Source organism: Pseudomonas synxantha, from assembly GCF_900105675.1.
Taxonomy (GTDB): domain Bacteria; phylum Pseudomonadota; class Gammaproteobacteria; order Pseudomonadales; family Pseudomonadaceae; genus Aquipseudomonas; species Aquipseudomonas synxantha.
The window spans coordinates 2571096-2593222 of sequence record NZ_LT629786.1 but is presented as its reverse complement, the minus strand read 5'-3'; the positions used below and the strand labels follow the sequence as shown (position 1 = coordinate 2593222).

Sequence of the window (22127 nt, the reverse complement as noted above, 5' to 3'; positions counted from 1 at the left end):
GCGGCGTGGGGCGGCCTGGCAGCCGCTGAGTATCCAACTGACGGGGGCAAGCCCCCTCCCAAATAAGAGAGCAAGCCATTGCCATATTTCGCCCCGTGTTCCGTCAGGCAGGCACGAGGAAGGCCGCCTTGAGCAACTGCCGCGTGTAGGCGTGCTGCGGGGCAGCAAAAATATCTCGCGCATCACCTTGCTCCACCACCTGGCCTTGCTTGACCACCATCAACTGGTGACTCAGCGCGTTCACCACCGCCAGGTCATGGCTGATAAACAGGTAGGTCAGGTTGTACTTGGCCTGCAGGCCGCGCAGCAATTCCACCACCTGGCGTTGTACCGTGCGGTCCAGGGCCGAGGTGGGTTCGTCCAGCAGGATCAGGCGCGGCTTGAGCACCAGGGCGCGGGCGATGGCGATGCGCTGGCGTTGGCCGCCGGAGAATTCATGGGGGTAACGATGGCGGGATTCGGGATCCAGGCCCACCTCCTTGAGCGCCGCGATGATCGCTGCTTCCTGCTCGGCAGGTGTGCCCATCTTGTGGATGCGCAGGCCCTCGCCGACGATCTCGCTGACGCACATACGTGGGCTCAGGCTGCCGAACGGATCCTGGAACACCACCTGCATTTCCCGGCGCAATGGGCGCACCTGTTGCTGGCTGAGCTTGTCCAGTTGCTGGCCTTCGAAGCGAATCCCGCCTTGGCTGCCGATCAAGCGCAAGATGGCCAGTCCCAGGGTGGACTTGCCCGAGCCGCTTTCACCCACAATGCCCAGGGTCTGCCCCTGGGGCAGGCTGAAGTTGATCCCGTCCACGGCCTTGACGTAGTCGACGGTGTTGCGCAAGAAACCTTTCTTGATCGGAAACCAGACTTTCAGGTTGTCGACTTCCAACAACGCTGGCCCTACCGCGTTGTTGGCCGGCCCACCGCTGGGCTCCGCCGCCAGCAACTCCTGGGTGTAGGGATGCTGGGGTGACTGGAACAGCGTCTCGCAATCGGCCTGCTCGACGATGCAGCCCTGTTGCATCACGCACACGCGGTGGGCGATGCGTCGCACCAGGTTGAGGTCGTGGCTGATCAGCAGCAGCGCCATGCCCAGCCGGGCCTGCAACTCCTTTAGTAGTTCGAGGATCTTCAACTGCACAGTGACGTCGAGGGCCGTGGTCGGCTCATCGGCAATCAGCAGTTCCGGCTCGTTGGCCAGGGCCATGGCGATCATCACCCGCTGGCGCTGGCCGCCGGACAATTCGTGGGGCAGGGCCTTTAGGCGCTTGTGCGGCTCGGGGATGCCCACCAGTTCCAGCAACTCCAGGGTGCGCAGGGTGGCGACCTTACCGGTGAGGCCCTTGTGCAAGCCGAGCACTTCGTTGATCTGTTTCTCGATGCAATGCAACGGATTCAACGAGGTCATCGGCTCCTGGAAGATCATTGCGATACGGTTGCCGCGAATATGCCGCAGGGTTTTTTCTTTCAGGGTCAGCAGGTCTTGCCCGGCATATTCGATGGTGCCGGACGGGTGCCTTGCCAACGGGTAGGGCAGCAGGCGCAGGATCGAATGGGCCGTCACCGATTTGCCGGAACCGCTTTCACCTACCAACGCCAGGGTTTCGCCACGCTTGATGTCGAAGCTGACGTGATTGACCACGCGATGGTGTTGCTCACCCGTGACGAACTCGACACTCAGGTCGCGGATTTCGATCAGATTGTCCTGAGTCATCTCATTTCCTCGGGTCGAACGCATCGCGAGCGGACTCGCCGATAAACACCAGCAAACTCAACATGATCGCCAGTACCGCGAAGGCACTCATGCCCAGCCACGGCGCCTGCAGGTTGGATTTGCCCTGGGCCACCAGCTCACCCAGTGATGGCGAACCGGCCGGCAGGCCAAAGCCAAGGAAGTCCAGGGCGGTGAGGGTGCCGATGGCGCCGGTGAGGATGAACGGCAGGAAGGTCATGGTCGAGACCATCGCATTGGGCAGGATATGACGGAACATGATCGCGCCGTTCTGCATGCCCAACGCCCGTGCCGCACGCACGTATTCGAGGTTGCGCCCACGCAGGAACTCGGCACGCACCACGTCCACCAGGCTCATCCACGAAAACAACAGCATGATCCCCAGCAGCCACCAGAAGTTGGGCTGCACGAAGCTGGCGAGGATTATCAGCAGGTAGAGCACCGGCAGCCCCGACCAGATCTCCAGAAAGCGCTGGCCGGCCAGGTCGACCCAGCCGCCGTAGAAGCCCTGCAAGGCACCGGCAATCACGCCGATGATCGAACTGAGCACGGTCAGGGTCAGGGCAAACAGCACCGATACGCGAAAACCATAGATTACTCGCGCCAGCACATCACGGCCCTGATCATCGGTGCCCAGCAGGTTGGTGCTCGAGGGGGGCGCGGGGGCGGGGACCTTCAGGTCGTAGTTGATGCTTTGGTAGCTGAACGGGATTGGCGCCCAGAGCGTCCAGGCGTCCTTGGCCTTGAGTAACTCCTGGATGTACGGGCTCTTGTAGTTGGCTTCCAGGGGGAACTCGCCGCCGAAGGTGGTCTCCGGGTAGCGCTTGAGCGCCGGGAAGTACCAGCCGCCATCGAAGTGTACGGCCAGGGGCTTATCGTTGGCGATCAACTCGGCGCCCAGGCTCAGTACGAACAGGACCAGGAACAGCCACAGCGACCACCAGCCACGCTTGTTGGCCTTGAACCGCTCGAACCGGCGGCGATTGAGGGGGGACAGGTTCATCTCAATGCTCCCGGCTGGCGAAGTCGATACGCGGATCGACCAGGGTATAGGTGAGGTCACCGATCAGTTTCACGACCAGCCCCAGCAGGGTGAAGATAAACAGCGTGCCGAACACCACCGGATAATCGCGGTTGATCGCCGCTTCAAAGCTCATCAGGCCCAGGCCGTCGAGGGAGAAGATCACTTCCACCAGCAACGAGCCGGTAAAGAAGATGCCGATGAAGGCCGAAGGGAAACCGGCGATTACCAGCAGCATGGCGTTGCGGAACACGTGGCCATAGAGCACGCGGTGGTTGGTCAACCCCTTGGCCTTGGCGGTGACCACGTATTGCTTGTTGATCTCGTCAAGAAAGCTGTTTTTGGTCAGCAGGGTCATGGTTGCGAAGTTGCCGATCACCAGCGCGGTGACAGGCAGCGCCAGGTGCCAGAAGTAATCGAGGATCTTGCCGCTCCAACTCAACTCATCGAAGTTGTTGGAGGTCAGGCCGCGCAACGGGAACCAGTCCAGGTAGCTGCCTCCGGCAAACACTACGATCAGCAGGATTGCAAACAGGAACGCCGGGATCGCATAGCCGACGATGATCGCCGAGCTGGTCCACACATCGAAGTGGCTACCGTGGCGTGTAGCCTTGGCGATCCCCAGGGGGATCGACACCAGGTACATGATCAGGGTGCTCCATAGCCCGAGGGAGATGGACACCGGCATCTTTTCCTTGATCAGGTCGATGACCTTGGCGTCACGGAAGAAGCTGTCGCCGAAATCCAGCTGGGCGTAGTTCTTGACCATGATCCACAAACGTTCCGGCGCCGATTTGTCGAAGCCGTACATCTTTTCGATTTCCTGGATCAGCGCCGGGTCCAGGCCCTGGGCACCACGGTAGCTGGAACCGGCCACCGCGACTTCGGCACCGCCGCCGGCGATGCGGCTGGTGGCGCCGTCAAAACCTTCGAGCTTGGCGATCATCTGCTCCACTGGGCCCCCGGGGGCCGCCTGGATAATGACGAAGTTGATCAGCAAGATCCCGAACAGCGTGGGGATGATCAGCAACAGGCGGCGAACAATATAGGCCAGCATTCAATTGCCTCCGCTCGCCGTATCGGCGTTTTGCGTGGTGTCCAGGGAGACCGCCGGTTTGACGTCGGGTTTGGCCCACCAGGTGGCCGTGCCCACGTCGTAGCGTGGTGAGACCTTCGGATGGCCCAAATGGTCCCAGTACGCCACGCGGAAGGTCTTGATGTGCCAGTTGGGAATTACGTAGTAACCAAACTGGAGTACGCGATCCAGCGCCCTGGCGTGGGCTATCAGGCTTTGGCGCGAACCGGCGTCGATCAGCTCTTCCACCAACTGGTCGACGGCGGGGTCCTTGAGGCCCATGTAGTTGCGACTGCCGGGCTTGTCGGCGCTGGAGGATTTCCAGAATTCGCGCTGTTCGTTACCCGGCGAAGTGGATTGCGGAAAGCTGCCCACCAGCATGTCGAAGTCCCGCGAGCGCAGACGGTTAATGAACTGCGAGACATCCACCCGACGAATCACCAGATCGATGCCCAGGTCCGCCAGGTTGCGCTTGAACGGCAGCAGGATGCGTTCGAACTCGGTCTGGGCCAGCAGGAACTCGATGGTCACCGGCTTGCCGGTGGTGTCGACCATCTTGTCATCGACGATCTTCCAGCCGGCCTCTTGCAGCAGTTGGTAAGCCTCGCGCTGCTGGGTGCGGATCATGCCGCTGCCGTCGGTTCTGGACGGCTCGAAAGCCTGGGTGAAGACTTCGGCAGGGATCTTGTCGCGCAAGGGTTCAAGGATCGCCAGCTCATCCGGGCCGGGTAAACCGGTGGCGGCCATTTCCGAATTTTCAAAGTAGCTGCGCGTGCGGGTGTAGGCGCCATTGAACAGCTGCTTGTTGCTCCATTCGAAATCCAGCAACAGGCTGATGGCCTTGCGCACCCTTACATCCTGGAACATCGGCTTGCGTGTGTTGAACACGAAGCCCTGCATCCCGGTGGGATTGCCGTTGGGGATTTCTTCCTTGATCAAGCGGCCCTGGGTCACTGCCGGAATATTGTAGGCATTGGCCCAGTTCTTCGCGCTGAACTCCAGCCAGTAGTCGAACTGCCCGGCCTTCAAGGCCTCCAGGGACACGGTACTGTCGCGGTAGTAGTCGGTAATGCGGGTATCGAAATTGTAGAAGCCCTTGGTCACCGGCAGGTCCTTGGCCCAGTAGTCCTTGACCCGCTCGTAGCGGATCATGCGTCCGGGCTTGACCTCTGCCACCTGGTACGGCCCGCTGCCCAGGGGAATTTCCAGGTTGCCCTTGGAAAAATCGCGGGTCGCCCACCAGTGCTTGGGCAGTACCGGCAATTGCCCGAGGATCAGCGGCAATTCACGGTTGTTGGTACGCTTGAACTTGAACAACACACGTAGCGGGTCTTCGGCCACCACTTCATCGACGTCGGCGTAGTAGTTGCGGTACAGCGGGTTGCCGTCCTTGATCAGGGTCTGGAAGGTGAATACCACGTCTTCGGCGCGGATCGGGTGGCCATCGTGGAAGCGCGCCTCGGGGCGCAGGTAGAAACGCACCCAGCTGTTGTCCGGGGCCTTTTCGATCTTGCCGGCCACCAGGCCGTATTCGGTAATGGGCTCATCCAGGCTTTGCACGGCCAGGGTGTCGTAGATCAACTGCAGGTTATCCGCCGGCACGCCCTTGCTGATGTAGAGGTTGAGGCTGTCGAAACCGCCCATGGCCGATTCACGGAAGGTGCCGCCCTTGGGGGCGTCGGGGTTTACGTAGTCAAAATGCTTGAAGTCGGCGGGGTACTTGGGTGGCTCGTTGTAGAGGGTCAGCGCATGTTGCGGGGCGGCTTGGGCCGCGGTGCACAGCAACAGGCTGGCGAGCAGGGTAGTACGCAAAGACATCATTGGGCTTTCTCCGAAGCTTTCAGCCACCACGCGCTCAGGCCCAGGCTATAGGGCGGCGTGGTGACGAAGGCGAACCGGTTGCGGTACGCCAGGCGATGATAGTTGAGGTACCAGTTGGGAATGCTGTAGTGCTGCCACAGCAGCACACGGTCCAGGGCACGGCCGGCGGCCAGTTGTTCTTCGCGGGTCTGCGCCGCCAGCAGTTGGTCCAGCAGGTGATCGACCACCGGGTTGGCGATACCCGCGTAATTCTTGCTGCCCTTGATCGCGGCCTGGCTGGAGTGGAAGTACTGCCACTGTTCAAGACCGGGGCTTAAGGTCTGGTTGAGGGTCATCAGAATCATGTCGAAATCGAATTGATCGAGGCGCTGTTTGTACTGTGCACGGTCGACCGTGCGCAAGCGGGCGTCGATGCCGATGCGGGTCAGATTTTCGACATAAGGTTGCAGGATGCGCTCCAGGTTCGGGTTGACCAACAGGATCTCCAGGCGCAACGGTTGCCCGTCCTTGTTGAGCAGGCGCTGCCCTTGTCCCGACAGCTTCCAGCCGGCGTCGCCGAGCAAGGCCAGGGCGCGGCGCAGGGTGTCGCGGGGGATGCCGCGACCGTCGGTTTGCGGCAGGTTGAAGGGTTGGGTGAAGAGGGCGGCTGGCAATTGGTCGCGGTAAGGGGAAAGCATCAACCACTCATGCCCGGTCGGCAGGCCGCTGGCCGAGAATTCGCTATTGGGGTAATAGCTCACCGAACGCTTATAGGCGTTGCTGAACAGGGTGCGGTTGGTCCATTCGAAATCGAACATCAACCCCAGGGCTTCGCGCACCTTGGCCTGGCTGAACGCGGGACGCCGGGTGTTCATGAACAGCCCCTGGCTCTGGGTGGGAATCTGATGGGCAATCTGCGCCTTGATCACGTCACCGCGATTGACCGCCGGGAAGTTGTAGCCCGTGGCCCAGTTCTTGGCCTGGTGTTCGATATAGATGTCGAATTCGCCGGCCTTGAAGGCTTCAAAGGCCACGTCGCTGTCGCGATAGAACTCCACTTCGACTTTGTCGTAGTTATAGAAGCCGCGGTTGACCGGCAGGTCCTTGCCCCAGTAATCCTTGACCCGCTCGAACACCAGTTGCCGGCCAGGGGTGACCTTGGTGATGCGATAAGGCCCGCTGCCCAGCGGCGGCTCGAAGGTGGTGGCCTTGAAATCGCGGTTCTTCCAGTAGTGCATGGGCAGCACCGGAAGCTCGCCCAGGCGCAGGATCAGCAATGGGTTGCCGGCACGCTTGAATACAAAGCGGATGCGGTGCCGGTTGAGGATATCCACCCGCGCCACTTCCTGCAGGTTGGTGCGGTATTGGGGGTGGCCTTCGGTCAGCAGGGTGCGATAGGAAAATGCCACGTCATCGGCAGTGATCGGCTTGCCATCGTGAAAGCGCGCCTCGGGGCGCAAGTTGAAGACCACCCAGCTGCGGTCTTCGCTGTATTCCACTGACTGGGCAATCAGGCCGTAGCTGGAGGTGGGCTCGTCGCCGGATGGCGCGTATTGGCCGGTGCCGACCATCAAGGGTTCGTTCAGCTCATTGACGCCGTATTGCAGGAAATTGCCGGTGGCCACCGGGCTGGTACCCTTGAAAGTATAAGGGTTGAGGGTATCGAAGGTGCCAAATCCCATGATCCGCAGGGTTCCGCCTTTGGGCGCTGCAGGATTTACCCAATCGTAATGGGTGAATTTGGCCGGGTACTTGAGTGAGCCGAACTGCGCGTAACCGTGGCTCTCGGTAATCGTCGCGTTCGCCGCAAAGCTCAAGGCCAGACTTATTAGTAGAAGGAGAGGACGCTTCAAGTCAGAGATCCGATCCAGGCGGCTTGGGCTTTATGATCGGTACAGTAACAGCTTGTTCCGGTTGGAAAAAGGCTGCTGAGAGCACTGGAGACTCAATGTGGGAGGGAGCCTCCCGATAGCGGTGTGTCAGTCAATACCAGGCTGACTGACCCACTGCTATCGGGAGCAAGCCCCCTCCCACATGAGCCTCCCGGTGTTCTTGAGGCTTTATCTTGGCCCGGAAACGACCAGCATCTGCCCAGGCTTCAAGGCCTGGCCGGTGCGCGGGTTCCAACGCTTGAGATGTTGCATCTCGACGTTGAAGCGCTTGGCGACCATGTACAGCGAGTCGCCTTTCTTGACCTTGTACTGCACCGGTTTTTTCGCCGCGGCTTTACGAGTGTCCTGCATCACCAGGGTCTGGCCGACCTTGAGGGCCTGGCCGTTGAGCTTGTTCCAGCGTTGCAGGTCATGCACATCGACCTTGTTGGCCTTGGCGATCAAGGTGAGGTTGTCGCCACTGCGCACCTTGTAGCTGCGGGTGCGCCCGGCCACCGACTTGGTCTCGACTTCGTCGAACACCGGCTTTTTCGGACGCATACTCAGCAATTCTTCGGGCTTCATCGTCGAAAGGGTGCTGGTCAGCAACTGGGCCTTGGACGTCGGCACCAGCAAATGCTGGGGGCCGTCCAGGGTGGTGCGCTGCTTCAAGGCCGGGTTGAGCTGGAACAGTTCGTCTTCGTCGATCTCGGCCAGCGCGGCAACCCTTGACAGGTCCATGCTCTGCTTGACTTCAACCACTTCGAAGTACGGCGTGTTGGCAATCGGGTTCAGGTTGACACCGTAGGCCTCAGGCGCCAGTACCACCTGGGACAGGGCCAGGAACTTGGGCACGTAGTCCTTGGTTTCCTGGGGCAGGGGCAGGTTCCAGTAATCGGTGGGCAGGCCGAGCTTTTCGTTGCGCTCGATGGCCCGGCTGACCGTGCCCTCACCGGCGTTATAGGCCGCCAGGGCCAGCAGCCAGTCGCCGTTGAACATGTCATGCAGACGCGTCAGGTAGTCCAGGGCGGCGGTGGTGGAGGCGGTAATGTCGCGACGGCCGTCGTAGGCACGGGTCTGGCGCAGGTTGAAGTAGCGCCCTGTGGAGGGAATGAACTGCCACAAGCCGACTGCATCGCTGCGCGAATAGGCCATTGGGTTGTAGGCACTTTCAATCACTGGCAGCAGCGCCAGCTCCAGGGGCATGTTGCGTTCTTCAAGGCGTTCGACGATGTAATGAATGTAGAGGCTGCCGCGTTCGCCGGCGTTCTCGAGGAAGGACGGGTTGCTGGCGAACCACAGGCGCTGTTGCTCGATGCGCGGGTTGACGCCGACGCCGTCCTGCAATTGAAAGCCCCGACGCATGCGTTCCCAGACATCCTGGGGCACTTCGGGGCTAGGCTTCTCTGATAGCCAAATAGGTTTTTGCTTGATCTTGGCAGCAAGATTGGGTTTGGGTTGCACGGTGGATTGTGCAGCGTAATGGGTCGATTGGCAGCCCGCCAGAGTCGCGGAGACAGCCACCGCCACGGCTTGAGCCAGGCGGGTCAATGCGTCTGAAGAAATGGATTTACGAATAGATGACGACATTGGCTGGAAGTAAGTTCCGGGCAAAAATGTCGGGCGATTCTAGAAAGCGCTTCGGTTCCGGTCAACCATTCAGAAATTACGTATCAGAATACGTCCTCTTAGAACTTATCTTTCCAAGCCCTCAAGCTAGCAAACACCTCGGCCCCAGAGCGGTTGCCGCGGCCATTCCGTTCGTCCGCTTTTTGTTTAACGGATGTTTCAGCGGTACGCAGGAAAGGGTTGGTACGTTTTTCCAGGGCCAGATTGGAAGGCAGCGTCATCTCGCCGCGAGCCCGCAGTCGAGCAACGTTCTCTACTCGTTCGGCAATGTCGGCGTTGTGGGGTTCCACGGCCTGGGCAAACTTGAGATTGCTTTGTGTGTATTCATGGGTGCAATACACCAGCGTATCGGCCGGCAGGGCGGCCAGGCGTTCCAGGGAGGCATGCATCTGCTCCGGCGTGCCCTCGAACAGGCGCCCGCAACCGGCGGCGAACAAGGTATCGCCACACAACAGCACCCCTTCGTGATAAAAGGCGATATGGCCCAGGGTATGCCCCGGCACGGCGTAGACGTCGAAGTCCCAGCCCAGCACGTTGATACGGTCATTGTCCTGCAGCGCCACGTCCCGCGCCGGGATCTTTTCGTTGGCCGGGCCGTAGACCTTGGCGCCGGTCAGCCGTTTCAGTTGCTCGACGCCGCCCACGTGATCATGGTGATGGTGGGTGACCAGAATGTCGCTGAGGGTCCACTCCGCGTTCTGCTGGAGCCAGGCCAGCACTGGCGCGGCATCGCCCGGGTCGACCACGACGCAGCGCCGGGTGGCGGGGTCTTGCAACAACCAGATGTAGTTGTCGGTGAAGGCGGGTAGGGCACTGATCTGTATCATTCTTCGATTCGCCAAGCTGAACACATTGGTGCATCTTAGAACGTCTAGGCGAGTTGGAGAATGCAATGACCGATAAAGCGTTCGCCCAGGCCGATCCTGAGTGGCTGGCCCTGATCAGTGCGGCCCGCGAATGGTTGTCCGGGCCGATTGGGCAATTTCTGCTGGATGAAGAACGACGCATGCTCGATGACGAACTGGGCCGGTTCTTTGGTGGCTACCTGGTGCATTACGGGCCGTCGGCCGAAACCCCGCCATCGGCACCCCAGGTGCAACGCAATGTGCGCTTGGGCGCGCCGCTGCCGGGGGTGGAAATCGTCTGCGAGGAACAGGCCTGGCCCTTGAGCGAGCACGCCGCCGATGTGGTGGTGCTGCAGCATGGGCTGGATTTTTGCCTGTCGCCCCATGGCTTGCTGCGCGAAGCGGCGAGCAGCGTGCGCCCTGGTGGCCATTTGCTGATTGTCGGCATCAACCCCTGGAGCAGTTGGGGCCTGCGCCGTGTGTTCGCCCATGACGGCCTGCGCCAGGCGCGCTGCATCTCGCCGTCGCGGGTAGGTGACTGGCTGAACCTGCTGGGCTTTGCGCTGGAGAAACGCCGCTTCGGGTGCTATCGTCCGCCGCTGGCGACGGCCAAGTGGCAAGGCCGCCTGGCCGGTTGGGAACGCCGGGCGGGGGCCTGGCAACTCTCGGGTGGCGGCTTCTATTTATTGGTGGCGCGCAAGATCGTGGTCGGGCTGCGGCCGGTGCGCCAGGTACTGCGCCAACCCATGGGCAAGCTGGTACCGATGCCGATGGCCAAGGTCAACCGCAAGCAAAGCGAACCCTAACCCCTTTATTGATTTCAGGCCGGGCTGCCCGGCCTCGGGATACTGTCGGTCCATTACCGCCAGCCCGTCTTGATGGATGCAACCGATGACCGATAGCGTAGAACTCTTCACCGACGGCGCCTGCAAGGGCAACCCCGGCCCGGGTGGCTGGGGTGCCCTGCTGGTGTGCAAGGGCGTGGAGAAGGAACTGTGGGGCGGCGAAGCCAACACCACCAATAACCGCATGGAACTGATGGGCGCCATTCGCGGCCTCGAAGAGCTCAAGCGTCGTTGCAATGTCCTGCTGGTGACCGACTCGCAATATGTGATGAAGGGCATCAACGAGTGGATGGTCAACTGGAAAAAACGCGGCTGGAAGACTGCGGCCAAGGAGCCGGTCAAGAACGCCGACCTGTGGCAATTGCTCGACGAGCAATGCAACCGTCACGACATCACCTGGAAATGGGTGCGTGGGCACATCGGCCACCCTGGCAACGAGCGCGCCGACCAGTTGGCCAACCGTGGGGTGGACGAAGTACGCGGCTACAAGCAGAGCTGAAACCAGCTCACGTGTTAACATCGCGCCCTTTGATTCACACCACACCGTTGAGAGCTGAACCCTGATGGCCATCCGATCTGTTGTACTCGATACCGAAACCACCGGCATGCCGGTGACCGATGGTCACCGGATCATCGAAATCGGCTGTGTCGAACTGATGGGCCGCCGCCTGACCGGCCGCCACTTCCACGTCTACCTGCAACCGGACCGCGACAGTGACGAAGGCGCGATTGGCGTTCACGGCATCACCGACGAATTCCTCAAGGGCAAGCCGCGTTTTGCCGAAGTGGCCGATGAGTTCTTCGAGTTTATCAACGGCGCCCAGTTGATCATCCATAACGCGGCGTTCGACATCGGCTTTATCAACAACGAATTTGCCCTGATGGGGCAGATGGACCGTGCGGACATCTCCCAGCACTGCACGATCCTCGATACCCTGATGATGGCCCGCGAGCGTCACCCGGGCCAACGCAACAGCCTCGATGCCCTGTGCAAGCGTTATGGCGTCGATAACTCTGGCCGTGAACTGCACGGCGCCTTGCTCGACTCCGAGATCCTGGCCGACGTCTACCTGACCATGACCGGCGGGCAGACCAGCCTGTCCCTGGCCGGCAATGCCTCTGATGGCGCCGGATCGGCGGAAGGCTCCGGCAATCGCCCTTCGGAAATCCGCCGTCTGCCGGCTGATCGCAGGCCTACGCCGATTATCCGGGCCAGCGAGCAGGATTTGGCCGAGCATGCGGCGCGGTTGGAAGCGATTGCCAAGTCGGCGGGTGCGCCGGCGTTGTGGACCCAGTTGACCCAACAATCACCCAGCTCAATGCAGTAAAAATGTGGGAGGAGACTTGCCCCCGATAGTGGTGCATCAGCCATGCATTTATCAGCCGGCACACCGCCATCGGGGGCAAGCCCCCTCCCACAGTTGATCTTCATCGCCTGCAAAATCTTCATTCGCCACATTCGCTCCCAGCTTCTACCCTTGAGTGCAAAGCCTCCGGAGTAAGAGCGCTCATGTACAAAGACCTGAAGTTCCCCGTGCTGATCGTGCACCGTGACATCAAGGCCGACACCGTTGCCGGCGACCGGGTTCGAGGCATTGCCAGGGAGTTGGAACAAGAGGGCTTCAGTATCATTGAAGCGGTGGACTATGCCGAAGCACGTCTGGTGGCTTCCACCCACCATGGTCTGGCGTGCATGCTGATCGCCGCTGAAGGTGCCGGGGAAAATACCCATCTGCTGCAAAACATGGTTGAGCTGATCCGCCTGGCGCGGGTGAGGGCGCCCAATCTGCCGATCTTTGCCCTGGGCGAGCAAGTCACCCTGGAAAATGCCCCCGCCGATGCCATGAGCGAGCTCAACCAACTGCGCGGGATTCTCTACCTGTTTGAAGACACCGTGCCGTTTCTGGCGCGCCAAGTCGCCCGCTCTGCACGCACCTATCTGGATGCCCTGTTGCCGCCGTTCTTCAAGGCCCTGGTGCAACACACCGCCGACTCCAATTACTCCTGGCACACCCCCGGCCATGGCGGTGGCGTGGCCTATCGCAAAAGCCCGGTGGGGCAGGCGTTTCATCAGTTCTTCGGAGAAAACACCCTACGTTCGGACCTGTCTGTTTCGGTTCCCGAACTGGGTTCGCTGCTCGATCACACCGGGCCCTTGGCCGAAGCCGAAGCCCGCGCCGCCCGCAACTTTGGCGCCGACCATACGTTCTTTGTGATCAACGGCACGTCCACCGCCAACAAGATCGTCTGGCATTCCATGGTCGGCCGCGACGATCTGGTGCTGGTGGATCGCAATTGCCACAAATCGGTGTTGCACTCGATCATCATGACCGGCGCGATCCCGCTGTATCTGTGCCCTGAGCGCAACGAACTGGGAATCATCGGCCCGATTCCCCTGAGCGAATTCAGCCCTGAGTCGATTCGCGCCAAGATCGACGCCAGCCCCCTGACCCGTGGCCGGCTTGCGAAAGTGAAGCTGGCGGTGGTGACCAACTCCACCTACGACGGCCTGTGCTACAACGCCGAATTGATCAAGCAGCAACTGGGCAACAGTGTCGAGGTGCTGCACTTTGATGAAGCCTGGTACGCCTACGCCGCCTTCCACGAGTTTTTCGCCGGGCGCTATGGCATGGGCACCTCGCGCACCCCGGACAGCCCCTTGGTCTTCACCACCCACAGCACGCACAAGTTGCTGGCCGCCTTCAGCCAGGCATCGATGATCCATGTGCAGGACGGCGGCGCCCGGCAACTGGACCGTGATCGGTTCAACGAAGCCTTCATGATGCATATCTCGACCTCGCCCCAATACAGCATCATCGCCTCGCTGGACGTGGCCTCGGCGATGATGGAAGGCCCGGCCGGGCGCTCGCTGCTACAGGAAATGTTTGACGAGGCCCTGAGTTTTCGTCGTGCCCTGGCCAACCTGCGCCAGCATATTGCTTCCGAAGACTGGTGGTTTTCCATCTGGCAGCCGCCCTCGGTCGCCGGTATCGACCGGGTCGTCACCGCGGATTGGCTGTTGCACCCTCAGGATGAGTGGCATGGTTTTGGCGACGTTGCCGAAGACTACGTATTACTCGACCCGATCAAGGTGACGCTGGTGATGCCTGGCCTCAACGCCGGGGGCGCCCTGAGCGATTGCGGGATTCCCGCTGCGGTAGTCAGCAAGTTTCTCTGGGAGCGCGGCCTGGTGGTGGAAAAAACCGGGTTGTATTCGTTCCTTGTGTTGTTTTCCATGGGCATCACCAAGGGCAAATGGAGCACCTTGCTCACCGAATTGCTGGAGTTCAAGCGCAGCTATGACGCCAATGCCAGCCTGGCCAGTTGTCTGCCATCGGTGTATGCCCAAGGTCCTGCGCGTTATCAGGGCATGGGGCTGCGCGACCTTTGCGACCAGTTGCACAGCTGTTACCGTAGCAACGCTACTGCCAAGCATCTCAAGCGCATGTATACGGTGTTGCCGGAAATCGCGATGAAACCCGCCGATGCCTACGACCAGTTGGTGAGGGGCGAGGTGGAGGCAGTCTCTATCGATGCCTTGCCAGGGCGTGTCGCGGCCGTGATGCTGGTGCCTTATCCGCCCGGTATTCCGTTGATCATGCCCGGTGAACGCTTTACCGAGTCAACCCGTTCAATCATCGACTACCTGGCGTTTGCCCGTACGTTCGATAGCAGCTTCCCCGGTTTTGTCGCGGATGTTCATGGGCTGCAACACGAAGATGACGGCAGTGGCCGTTGTTACACCGTCGATTGCATCAAGGGCTAAGGATGTTTATGCAAGCTGTAATGAACCCGAAGTACCCAGGGCTCAGTGTGCGGGTCGCCGATGAAGGTTTCGACCCCTATGTTTGGGGCAATGACTTCAGCTTCGAGGTCAGCGCCTATGGTGTGCCGCAGATGGGCCAGCGTGTCGATCAGTGGCCTGTGGAGCGCGTCCTGCCGTACCGCAAGTGCTACGGCATTGACCCGGAAGAGTTCGCCAGCTTTCGCGATGCCACCGACAGCGCGATCTTCATGGCTTACCTGGACGACCGCGCGGTGGGTCATGTGGTGGTCAGCACCAACTGGAACGGTTTTGCCCACGTCGATGAGCTGGCGGTGGTGTTGCCTGCGCGACGCCATGGTGTAGCCAAGGCGTTGCTGGATGTGGCGCAGTTCTGGGCCCGCAAGAAAAACCTGCCGGGCATGATGCTGGAAACCCAGAACAATAACCTGGGAGCCTGTCGCTTGTACGAGCGCTGTGGTTATGTGTTGGGCGGGATCGACCACCTGCGTTATCGCGGCATTGATCCGCAAACCCGCGAGGTGGCGATTTTCTGGTATCGGTTGTTCATGTCCGAGCGGGATGCCGGCTGAGCGGGACAGTCTATGAATTGATCCACGAATGTTCGGCACCGACGCTGATCTGCAGTTGATCACGGTAAGCACGGTAGTGCTTCTTGGCCTCCTGTACACTTTGTTTGAGCCCATCGGGCTCTGTCAGACCTTTGCTTGCGTAATACTGGCGGGTGTCGTCCTCAATGTTGAACGGTTTTCCTGGCGTGAGCCCGTGATTGCCTTGCTGCATTTTTTCTTTGCTCATTCCATCAAAACCCGCATCGTAAATGTCAGGTCGTTTGGATTTCAGTACATCGTCAAACATGTTCGGGCCTACGGTTTCAAAAACCTTGCCTTCGTACTCCAGAAAGTCCGAGGTGTAATCGAATCCACCCTTGGAATTTTTGGTGATGGTCGGTCGATTGGCCTCAAAATAGGCTTTGTTTTTGGTGAAGCGATGATTCATCTCGGTGATCATTTCAGCTATGACCGGATTATTCGGGTGCGTGGCGAAGTTACTCGTATTAAAAAATGGCTTGTAGTCAGTCACTTTGTGAGCGACAGGTCGACTGACCAGAATATCCGAGTCGCCCGCATTTAAGCCTGCCGATCCGACCGCGCCTTTGATCGCGTCATCGGTGTCGAGATAAATGCCTCCGTATTTATTCATCAGCGGATAGCGGGCTACATCGGAAGTCGCAGCGAGGTTCTTGCCCTGACCCTTGCGGAAATATGAATACAGCTCTGTATTTTTCAATGGCTGGAAGAACTCTTCTTCATGCAAGTTCATGGCTGTGACACCGGGGGCGTCTTTTGCCAGCTTGAGCTTGATTGCCTGGAATAGCTCCGGGGTATCGGCGTCGATATGCACGATGGATTTGAACCCAGGCATTTTGTCGGTGTTGGCCGCGATATTCTTGGTCAACCTGTCCGGTATTTCGCCACCGGCCCAGAAATAGTGAATGTCTTGGGGGATGGGGCGGATGTTCCTGGGCATCTGCAATATGGCCGGCGCGGGTGCTTCTATAAACCTGAAGTTGTGATCGGCTATCTTTTTGGCATTTTGATAGTTTTCCAGTGAGCCCCTCTGCCATTTGTTCTTCGCGCTTCTCCAGAAATATTCAGGCATTGTCCCTTTGGTATTGCCCACCCCCGCTGACCAGGCACCCACCTTGGTGTCAAAAGTGGTGGCGTAATTCATGCCTTGGTAGTTGATGACGTAGGGGTACGGAGAGCCTGTCTGTATATTTATGTCGTCTACCGGCACGATGTAGGTGTTTTCGTTGAGCTTCCAGGCAGGCAAGGACTCACCACCGAGTAAGCGATTCGCTGTTGCCGAAAGCTCCCATCCCCTGCCGCCCAAGTCCCTGATGGCAAGGTCGGGATGGCCTGCGTTGGGGTGCTGGATAACGCGTTGACCATCCTTGAGTTTGGACTGATAAAACCGGTGGTCAATTTTTATGAATTCCTTACCGTTGTGGTCCTTATAAATATTTGATTGGAGGCCTTTCACCTGCAGCCGGTCAGGCGAGATGTCCACCGCATAGTCCCGCAGTGCGGGCGGGTTGAGCACTTTGAACTCATCTGCAGCCGCCACCACGCTAGGTCTGAAATCCTTCAGCGGCTTCCCATAGGGCTGCCCCTTCGCCACGTCATAGTCGTACCAGTTGCCGTTGCGCAACGCTGCTCCCGTTTCCTCGGCATGGTCGAGGAGCTTGTAGGTGCCCACGGCAACCACGGCATGCTGCTTGCCCGCCTCCTTGAGTACATCGTAGCTGCCGCTGGCCCCCCGGAGGAAATTAACCGCTGACTTTCCCTTGGACCACACCAGGCGGCTGGCGCCCTTGAGCAGGTCACCCACACCACCCAGCGGGTTGAGCGCCTCCAGCGCGGCGCCGCCAAGGAATCGCACGGTTTTCGATGCGGCCTTCAGGCTGGTCACGCCCTTGGCCAAGACCTTGCCCGCCTGGGCGGCCTTGCCGACGCCCAGCGTGACCAGCCCAACCACGTCAAGGCCAAGGTCGAACAAACCTTCGCCAACGTCACCTTTCATAAAATTGACAATCGCCGACCTGAACGGAATCAGGTTGAGGAAAAAATTGCCGATGGCATCGTCGGCAGCTGCACTTTTGTCATAGGAGGTCGTGCCGCTGGCATGTTCAAGCAGGTCATCGTTGTGCAGGTCGAGGGACTTGGCGAATACTTTGGCGATGTAGTTTGTGCGTTCGGAATTGAATACTTGCGGTGTTTGCGAGACCGTCGCTTTTTCCGTGGACTGCTTAGCGTGCTCGTCTTCGAACGGATTGAACTGGACGGTTCTATACAGCCTGTTGGCGTCTCTTCTATCGAGCATGCCGTAAGGCGGCGAATATTTTCCGATGAGGTAGTTGTGCTTTGAAACAGTGCCTGCGCTGGTATCAATGCGATAAATGTTGACCTGACCGTCGCGGGTGGTTTTCACATCCAGCGTATGGCCTCGCTTGGTCAGGGTCTTCGTCCCGAAGTCGGTGCCTATTTTATATTCATTGGTATGGAAAAACTCGAGCTGACCGTACTCGAAGTTCTGCTTGTCCTCTGGCGGCAGGTTCGAGATGAGGTACTGGGTCAGGCCTGTGTGGCCTTTTTCCAGTTCCGTTATGGCCTGGTTATAACGCTCGGTAAAGGTATCTGCCACCGTCAGTTTGCCGCTTGCGGACTTTTCGCAGAACTCATTAATGGGAATTCGCTTGTCTTGAGTCAGCCAATGTTCTTTGTCGTCATGCTTGACCTTGTCACCCTGCATGACGATATCCAGCATTGAATGGTTGCCGGGGAAGCGAGTGGGCCGTCCTGGGGTCAAGCTGGCTTTGAGGATGTTTCTTGCCTTGAAAACGCTGTCCGGGACTCCTGGGAACTCTGCGCGGAGCAGCTCCAGCGCCATCGTTTCACGGCTGGGGATGGACGTTGCAAGCGCTGTGGACGTGGCTTGCAATGCGCTCTGCTGGGCATTGAATGCGTTTTGCACTGCCTGCATTTCAATCTGGGTGGGCGCGATGTCACCGGCTCTCAACAGTCCATGGACGACTCCCCAATTGCTCAAGGCTTTATGCTGGATACGGTGGGTGAGCGGGGCGCCAACATCGATAGCCTCGGCGGCGGCGAGCACCTGGCTGTAGCTCATCGTGAGTACGCGCCCTGGGAATTTGGCCTCCAGCTTGGCCGCCGCGATTGCCAGTTGTGTCCATGGGATACTGCCGTATGTCACGTTGGCCGGAATGTCCTTGACCCGGTATTCAGGTGCGACCCGTGCCAGCAGCATGCGGGCTGCAAGGTCGGCCGATTGCGGGGTGGCTCGCCCCTCGGCCACCAGATAGCGGCTCAAGCCGTCAATCACCAGCGCAGCCGGCTTATTCCAGTATTGTCGCTGCCCCAGGTCAAAGCCGGCGACGCTGTTGCGAGCCGGGGTACCCAGGGATTCCGGATCCAGGCCAAGATGGATTGCCGCCAGCAAGTAGTCATTGCTGCTGGTATCTGTCGCAATGCCCCCCAACTGGGTTTGTATAGCCTGCCCCAATGCTTGTGCCTTGGCCGAGCCCAGCAGCGTTTCCATCGCTGAGCTGGGGTATTTGAAGTCATCGTTGGAGAGGTTCGCGGCTGACAGCAGATAGCCCAGTACCCCTTTTTGTTTGTCGGCCAATGGCAGTCCGGGCACTGTCGAGCCGGGTGCATTGAGCAGGTCGATGATGGTTTGTTTGTCCTGCGTTGCCAGCGGAGTCGGCCATGACAGCGCCCCGCTGAAATTACCCAACGGGTGGGTGTGCACATGTTCGATAGCGCGCTGATACAGCGCGAGCAACTCATCCAGGGTTTTCGGTACGTTCAAGCCGCTGCCGCTGAGGAAGGTGTGAAGCTTGACGACGCTGGTTGGGGTCAGGTTGTGTTTCTCGTAATAGCTGGAGAGTTCACAGACTGGCAGTGAAAGGCTGTTCAACTGTGCTGCCAGTTGTTTCTCAAGGCGGCTTTGCTGTGCGCTGGACAAGTCACCCGGGAAGGCTCCGGTCAGTTCTTCAAGGAGCGGCAGCAGTTTTGCAGCCAGCTCTTTCCAGTTGCAGTATTCAGCAAAGGCTTTTTTAAGGGCTGCTGGGTTGTCGAACTCGTCAGGGCTTGGATCGTTGGCCGAGGCATCGGGCCGGTTGTCGAGGGGCTTGGACGGAACCCCGGTGAGAACCGTGGCGGCTGATGGAGAGTCGTGCCCGATCAGGGCCGTGGCAGGCAGGTGGGTAAGCACAGGATTAAGATTATTCATGGAAACCGTTCCTTAGTTTCATATTCGTCCGATAGGAAGCGGGTTGGCGCTTCCTTGCAGCGATTGGGTGTAAAAAACTTCGGACGAGGTTCCCGTCACATCTCTACCGGATGTGTCGGGTACAGCACGAGAAAAGAAGGTGTGGGAGGAGCGTCAGGGTGCGGGCATGCCAAGCGAAGCGCCGGTTAGCAAGGCTTCGGCCTTGTGCATGACAATCTCCAGCAGCGCGTTTAGCGCCGGCGTGGATGACGCGTTCTTCAAAGTCAGTGCGTAAAGGATCACAGGGATGGGAGGAGATAACGGGCAGCTATCCAGCCCGGATTCCCGCGCGCCAGCTGCGGTGAACGAGTCGACAATCGCCAAGCTTTCCCCGGCTTCCACCATGCTGCGCATCATCTGGTAAGTCTGCACCCGCGTCTGCACCACCGGCAACGGGCGCAGGGCTTGCAGCTTGGCGTCCAGCAAGCGGCTGAGCGGGTCATGCCCCTCAAGCCCGATCAGTGCCTGCCCGGCCAGGTCCTGCAATGCAATGTACTTTTGTTTGGGTTTGAGCCAGCCATGGGGCGCGAGCAATTGCAATTTGCCCTGGGCCAGTACGGTGCTTTGGATTTGCGCATGTTCCGGGTCATGTAGGCTCAGGCCCACATCGGCTTCGTGCAGCAGCAGGCTCCTGACGATCTCGCGGGTCGGCTGGCTCGACAGGTTGCACGGGGTGTCCTGGAAGCGTCGGCGCAGCATGGCAATGCTTTGCGGCAACAGTTGGTTGGCCAGCGGCGGGGTGCACAGGGCGCGCAGTGTCGGGGCATGATGGTGTTTCAAACGGCTGGCCAGGCGTTGTACTGGTTCGAGCGCTTCGTACAGCGGGCCAATATGCGCCTGCAGCTCCAGGGTCTCGCGCGTCGCTTGCAGGCGGCCGCGTACACTGGCGAACAACATGAACCCCAATTGCAACTCGGCATCCTTGAGGGTGGCGTCTACCTCGCCCACGGGGAGTTGCAACCACTCGGCGGCCGTGCCGAGGTGCCCGGTCTGCAAGATGGCCTGAATCACTTCGATATGACGTAAACGCATGGCCGGAGTCTATGTGCAGCGCGATGGGGATTCAATGGTGCAAGGCGTTGTGCGCAAAAAAGACTGCACGGGTCGTCCTGGCCTATGGCGTTCGGCCACGACCTCACTAAAATGGCGCATCTGATCAGTAACGACCAATGCCGGCGTTCCGGTACTTAAAACAAAAAACAGGTCTGGTCTCAAAATGCCTCTACCCTCGACATTCTTCGGGGTGACGGCCAAGCAACTCCTGGTCCTGGTGACCCTGGGATGCGTGGCGGCTTACCTCTTCAATGATCACGCAGAACCCACGCCGGAAAACCTCGCACTGGAAACCTTTATCCGTTCCCAGGAACAGGTAGGTGAACAGGTGGGTGCGGTGCTGGGCATTACCTTGATCCGGCAGGTGGAGGCCTATCCCGCCTATAACGCGTCTGGCTACAAGCGCTCCATGTACGCCGTCGAGGGGGAGGGAGGGCAACTCGTGGTGACGCTCAAGCAAGGCGAGCAGGGAATTGAAGTGACAGATATCCGCAAACCCTGATCCTCCGGCCCAGTCGCTGCCAGCACGCGCTGGGACTGGGCGGGTGGATAAGGCGGGATCTTATGAGGCGAGGGTGGTTTGCGACTCGCGGACGATAATGGTCCCCGACTGGATCAACTTGAATTCATCGCCTTCCAGTTTTTCTACACGGTCGCCAATGGCCAGCTTGTAGGTAGTGGAGGGCGTCGAGCCAACCAGGTCGCCTTGCGCCGGGTTGGATTCCTGGAACTCATGCACCGAATACACGCGACCTTCCGCGTCTCTGGCATGGAACTGTCCGACTAGTACTGCTGCCATCTGTTTAGAACCTCTGGAGATAAACACTCGATTTGCGGTTCTGTAGACCGTCAGGGAGCGGGGTAGTTTACCTATAAGAAAAAAATACTATTCGCTGATGTTTTCAGACGCTTCCTACGCAATTGATTGCAAAGAAAACGCCGGGAAAATCACCGGGAACCTCTGGTGAACACGCCGCGAAGCCTCTATAACTACCAGCTCCTTTATTCAGAAGTCGGGAAAACCTCAATGAGCAAGGTCTACACGATCGCCGTCCTGGTGGGCAGCTTGAGAAAAGAGTCGATCAACCGCAAGGTCGCCCTGGCCCTGGCCGAGCTGGCCCCCGCCAATCTCAAGTTGAACATTGTTGAAATCGGCGATTTGCCGCTCTACAACGAAGACCTCGAGGGAGCAACACCGCCCGCAGCCTACAGTACTTTCCGCAAACAGGTGAGTTCATCCGACGCAGTGCTGTTCGTGACCCCCGAATACAACCGCTCCGTACCCGCTCCGTTGAAGAACGCTATTGACGTGGGTTCGCGTCCTTACGGGCAAAGCGTGTGGGGCGGCAAGCCAGGGGCGGTCATCAGCGTGTCCCCGGGCGCCATCGGCGGCTTTGGCGCCAACCATCACCTGCGCCAGTCCCTGGTATTCCTCGACGTGTGGTGTATGCAGCAGCCGGAAGCCTACTTAGGTGGGGCGGGCACTGTGTTCGATGAAGCGGGGAAGGTCTCGGAAAAGACCAAGCCGTTTCTGCAGGCCTTTATTGATGCGTACGGCAAGTGGGTGGAAAAAGAGCACGCCTGATTTGGCAATGAACTCCAATGTGGGAGGGGGCTTGCCCCC

17 protein-coding genes are annotated in these 22127 nt (G+C 59.4%); 7 read left to right on the top strand and 10 right to left on the bottom strand.

The features are described from left to right. Positions 1–103: 103 nt before the first annotated feature. From BLU48_RS12180 to gloB, 7 genes are all read right to left on the bottom strand, one after another. The gene (locus BLU48_RS12180) at positions 104–1705 is read right to left on the bottom strand and encodes an ABC transporter ATP-binding protein (RefSeq protein WP_057022541.1); all 1602 of its coding nucleotides are present in this window, start codon (positions 1703–1705) and stop codon (positions 104–106) included. Position 1706: 1 nt separating this feature from the next. Next, positions 1707–2726, bottom strand: a complete 1020-nt coding sequence (locus BLU48_RS12175; protein ID WP_057022540.1) for an ABC transporter permease — start codon at positions 2724–2726, stop codon at positions 1707–1709. Position 2727: 1 nt separating this feature from the next. Continuing rightward, positions 2728–3801: a microcin C ABC transporter permease YejB gene (locus BLU48_RS12170; RefSeq protein ID WP_046072314.1), complete on the bottom strand. Its 1074-nt coding sequence runs from the start codon at positions 3799–3801 to the stop codon at positions 2728–2730. Next, positions 3802–5640 carry an extracellular solute-binding protein gene (locus BLU48_RS12165; RefSeq protein WP_057022539.1) on the bottom strand — a complete coding sequence of 613 codons (1839 nt, stop codon included), beginning with the start codon at positions 5638–5640 and terminating at the stop codon, positions 3802–3804. Beyond that, entirely contained in the window at positions 5637–7472 is a 1836-nt protein-coding gene (locus BLU48_RS12160) for an extracellular solute-binding protein (RefSeq protein WP_057022538.1), read from the bottom strand. The genes BLU48_RS12165 and BLU48_RS12160 overlap by 4 nt, the downstream gene beginning before the upstream one ends. 207 nt (positions 7473–7679) lie before the next feature. Beyond that, a complete protein-coding gene (locus BLU48_RS12155) occupies positions 7680–9080 on the bottom strand; it encodes a transglycosylase SLT domain-containing protein (RefSeq protein WP_057011157.1) in 1401 nt (466 codons plus the stop codon). A gap of 98 nt (positions 9081–9178) precedes the next feature. Further along, positions 9179–9946 (bottom strand): hydroxyacylglutathione hydrolase, encoded by a 768-nt coding sequence (gene gloB / locus BLU48_RS12150; protein WP_057022537.1) that lies wholly within the window; start codon positions 9944–9946, stop codon positions 9179–9181. 65 nt (positions 9947–10011) lie between these two features. On the opposite strand from gloB, the gene BLU48_RS12145 reads away from it, so the two are divergent. From BLU48_RS12145 to BLU48_RS12125, 5 genes are all read left to right on the top strand, one after another. Continuing rightward, positions 10012–10770: a class I SAM-dependent methyltransferase gene (locus BLU48_RS12145; protein ID WP_057011155.1), complete on the top strand. Its 759-nt coding sequence runs from the start codon at positions 10012–10014 to the stop codon at positions 10768–10770. An 85-nt stretch (positions 10771–10855) separates the two neighbouring features. After that, positions 10856–11308: a ribonuclease HI gene (gene rnhA, locus BLU48_RS12140; RefSeq protein ID WP_003173571.1), complete on the top strand. Its 453-nt coding sequence runs from the start codon at positions 10856–10858 to the stop codon at positions 11306–11308. A 70-nt stretch (positions 11309–11378) separates the two neighbouring features. Next, a complete protein-coding gene (gene dnaQ, locus BLU48_RS12135) occupies positions 11379–12137 on the top strand; it encodes a DNA polymerase III subunit epsilon (RefSeq protein WP_164484850.1) in 759 nt (252 codons plus the stop codon). A gap of 182 nt (positions 12138–12319) precedes the next feature. Next, the gene (locus BLU48_RS12130; protein ID WP_057022535.1) at positions 12320–14575 is read left to right on the top strand and encodes an Orn/Lys/Arg family decarboxylase; all 2256 of its coding nucleotides are present in this window, start codon (positions 12320–12322) and stop codon (positions 14573–14575) included. 8 nt (positions 14576–14583) lie between these two features. Further along, complete coding sequence (locus tag BLU48_RS12125; RefSeq protein WP_057022534.1) at positions 14584–15165, top strand: GNAT family N-acetyltransferase; 582 nt, start codon at positions 14584–14586, stop codon at positions 15163–15165. A 10-nt stretch (positions 15166–15175) separates the two neighbouring features. Here BLU48_RS12125 and BLU48_RS12120 read toward each other — a convergent pair whose 3' ends face one another. After that, positions 15176–19411 (bottom strand): glycosyltransferase family 32 protein, encoded by a 4236-nt coding sequence (locus BLU48_RS12120; RefSeq protein ID WP_057022533.1) that lies wholly within the window; start codon positions 19409–19411, stop codon positions 15176–15178. Positions 19412–19564: 153 nt separating this feature from the next. Next, positions 19565–20482 (bottom strand): LysR substrate-binding domain-containing protein, encoded by a 918-nt coding sequence (locus BLU48_RS12115; RefSeq protein ID WP_057022532.1) that lies wholly within the window; start codon positions 20480–20482, stop codon positions 19565–19567. Positions 20483–20666: 184 nt separating this feature from the next. Here BLU48_RS12115 and BLU48_RS12110 point away from each other — a divergent pair, with 184 nt between their 5' ends. Next, a complete protein-coding gene (locus tag BLU48_RS12110; protein ID WP_057022531.1) occupies positions 20667–21005 on the top strand; it encodes a hypothetical protein in 339 nt (112 codons plus the stop codon). 60 nt (positions 21006–21065) lie between these two features. Here the strand turns inward: BLU48_RS12110 and BLU48_RS12105 are convergent, their stop codons facing one another. Further along, positions 21066–21302: a hypothetical protein gene (locus tag BLU48_RS12105; protein ID WP_057022530.1), complete on the bottom strand. Its 237-nt coding sequence runs from the start codon at positions 21300–21302 to the stop codon at positions 21066–21068. Between the two features lie 228 nt (positions 21303–21530). Between BLU48_RS12105 and BLU48_RS12100 the strand changes: the two genes are divergently transcribed. Then, on the top strand, positions 21531–22088 hold the full coding sequence (locus BLU48_RS12100; protein ID WP_057022529.1) for an NADPH-dependent FMN reductase: 558 nt from the start codon (positions 21531–21533) through the stop codon (positions 22086–22088). Positions 22089–22127: the final 39 nt, after the last annotated feature.

Excerpts from the sequence above, each read along its gene's own strand:
- rnhA (WP_003173571.1), top strand. The coding sequence starts at position 10,856 with ATGACCGATAGCGTAGAACTCTTCACCGACGGCGCCTGCAAGGGCAAC.
- BLU48_RS12100 (WP_057022529.1), top strand. The coding sequence starts at position 21,531 with ATGAGCAAGGTCTACACGATCGCCGTCCTGGTGGGCAGCTTGAGAAAA.
- BLU48_RS12165 (WP_057022539.1), bottom strand. The coding sequence starts at position 5,640 with ATGATGTCTTTGCGTACTACCCTGCTCGCCAGCCTGTTGCTGTGCACC.
- BLU48_RS12105 (WP_057022530.1), bottom strand. The coding sequence starts at position 21,302 with ATGGCAGCAGTACTAGTCGGACAGTTCCATGCCAGAGACGCGGAAGGT.
- BLU48_RS12125 (WP_057022534.1), top strand. The coding sequence starts at position 14,584 with ATGCAAGCTGTAATGAACCCGAAGTACCCAGGGCTCAGTGTGCGGGTC.
- BLU48_RS12110 (WP_057022531.1), top strand. The coding sequence starts at position 20,667 with ATGCCTCTACCCTCGACATTCTTCGGGGTGACGGCCAAGCAACTCCTG.
- BLU48_RS12120 (WP_057022533.1), bottom strand. The coding sequence starts at position 19,411 with ATGAATAATCTTAATCCTGTGCTTACCCACCTGCCTGCCACGGCCCTG.
- gloB (WP_057022537.1), bottom strand. The coding sequence starts at position 9,946 with ATGATACAGATCAGTGCCCTACCCGCCTTCACCGACAACTACATCTGG.
- BLU48_RS12145 (WP_057011155.1), top strand. The coding sequence starts at position 10,012 with ATGACCGATAAAGCGTTCGCCCAGGCCGATCCTGAGTGGCTGGCCCTG.
- BLU48_RS12130 (WP_057022535.1), top strand. The coding sequence starts at position 12,320 with ATGTACAAAGACCTGAAGTTCCCCGTGCTGATCGTGCACCGTGACATC.
- BLU48_RS12175 (WP_057022540.1), bottom strand. The coding sequence starts at position 2,726 with ATGAACCTGTCCCCCCTCAATCGCCGCCGGTTCGAGCGGTTCAAGGCC.
- BLU48_RS12155 (WP_057011157.1), bottom strand. The coding sequence starts at position 9,080 with ATGTCGTCATCTATTCGTAAATCCATTTCTTCAGACGCATTGACCCGC.
- BLU48_RS12115 (WP_057022532.1), bottom strand. The coding sequence starts at position 20,482 with ATGCGTTTACGTCATATCGAAGTGATTCAGGCCATCTTGCAGACCGGG.
- BLU48_RS12180 (WP_057022541.1), bottom strand. The coding sequence starts at position 1,705 with ATGACTCAGGACAATCTGATCGAAATCCGCGACCTGAGTGTCGAGTTC.
- BLU48_RS12170 (WP_046072314.1), bottom strand. The coding sequence starts at position 3,801 with ATGCTGGCCTATATTGTTCGCCGCCTGTTGCTGATCATCCCCACGCTG.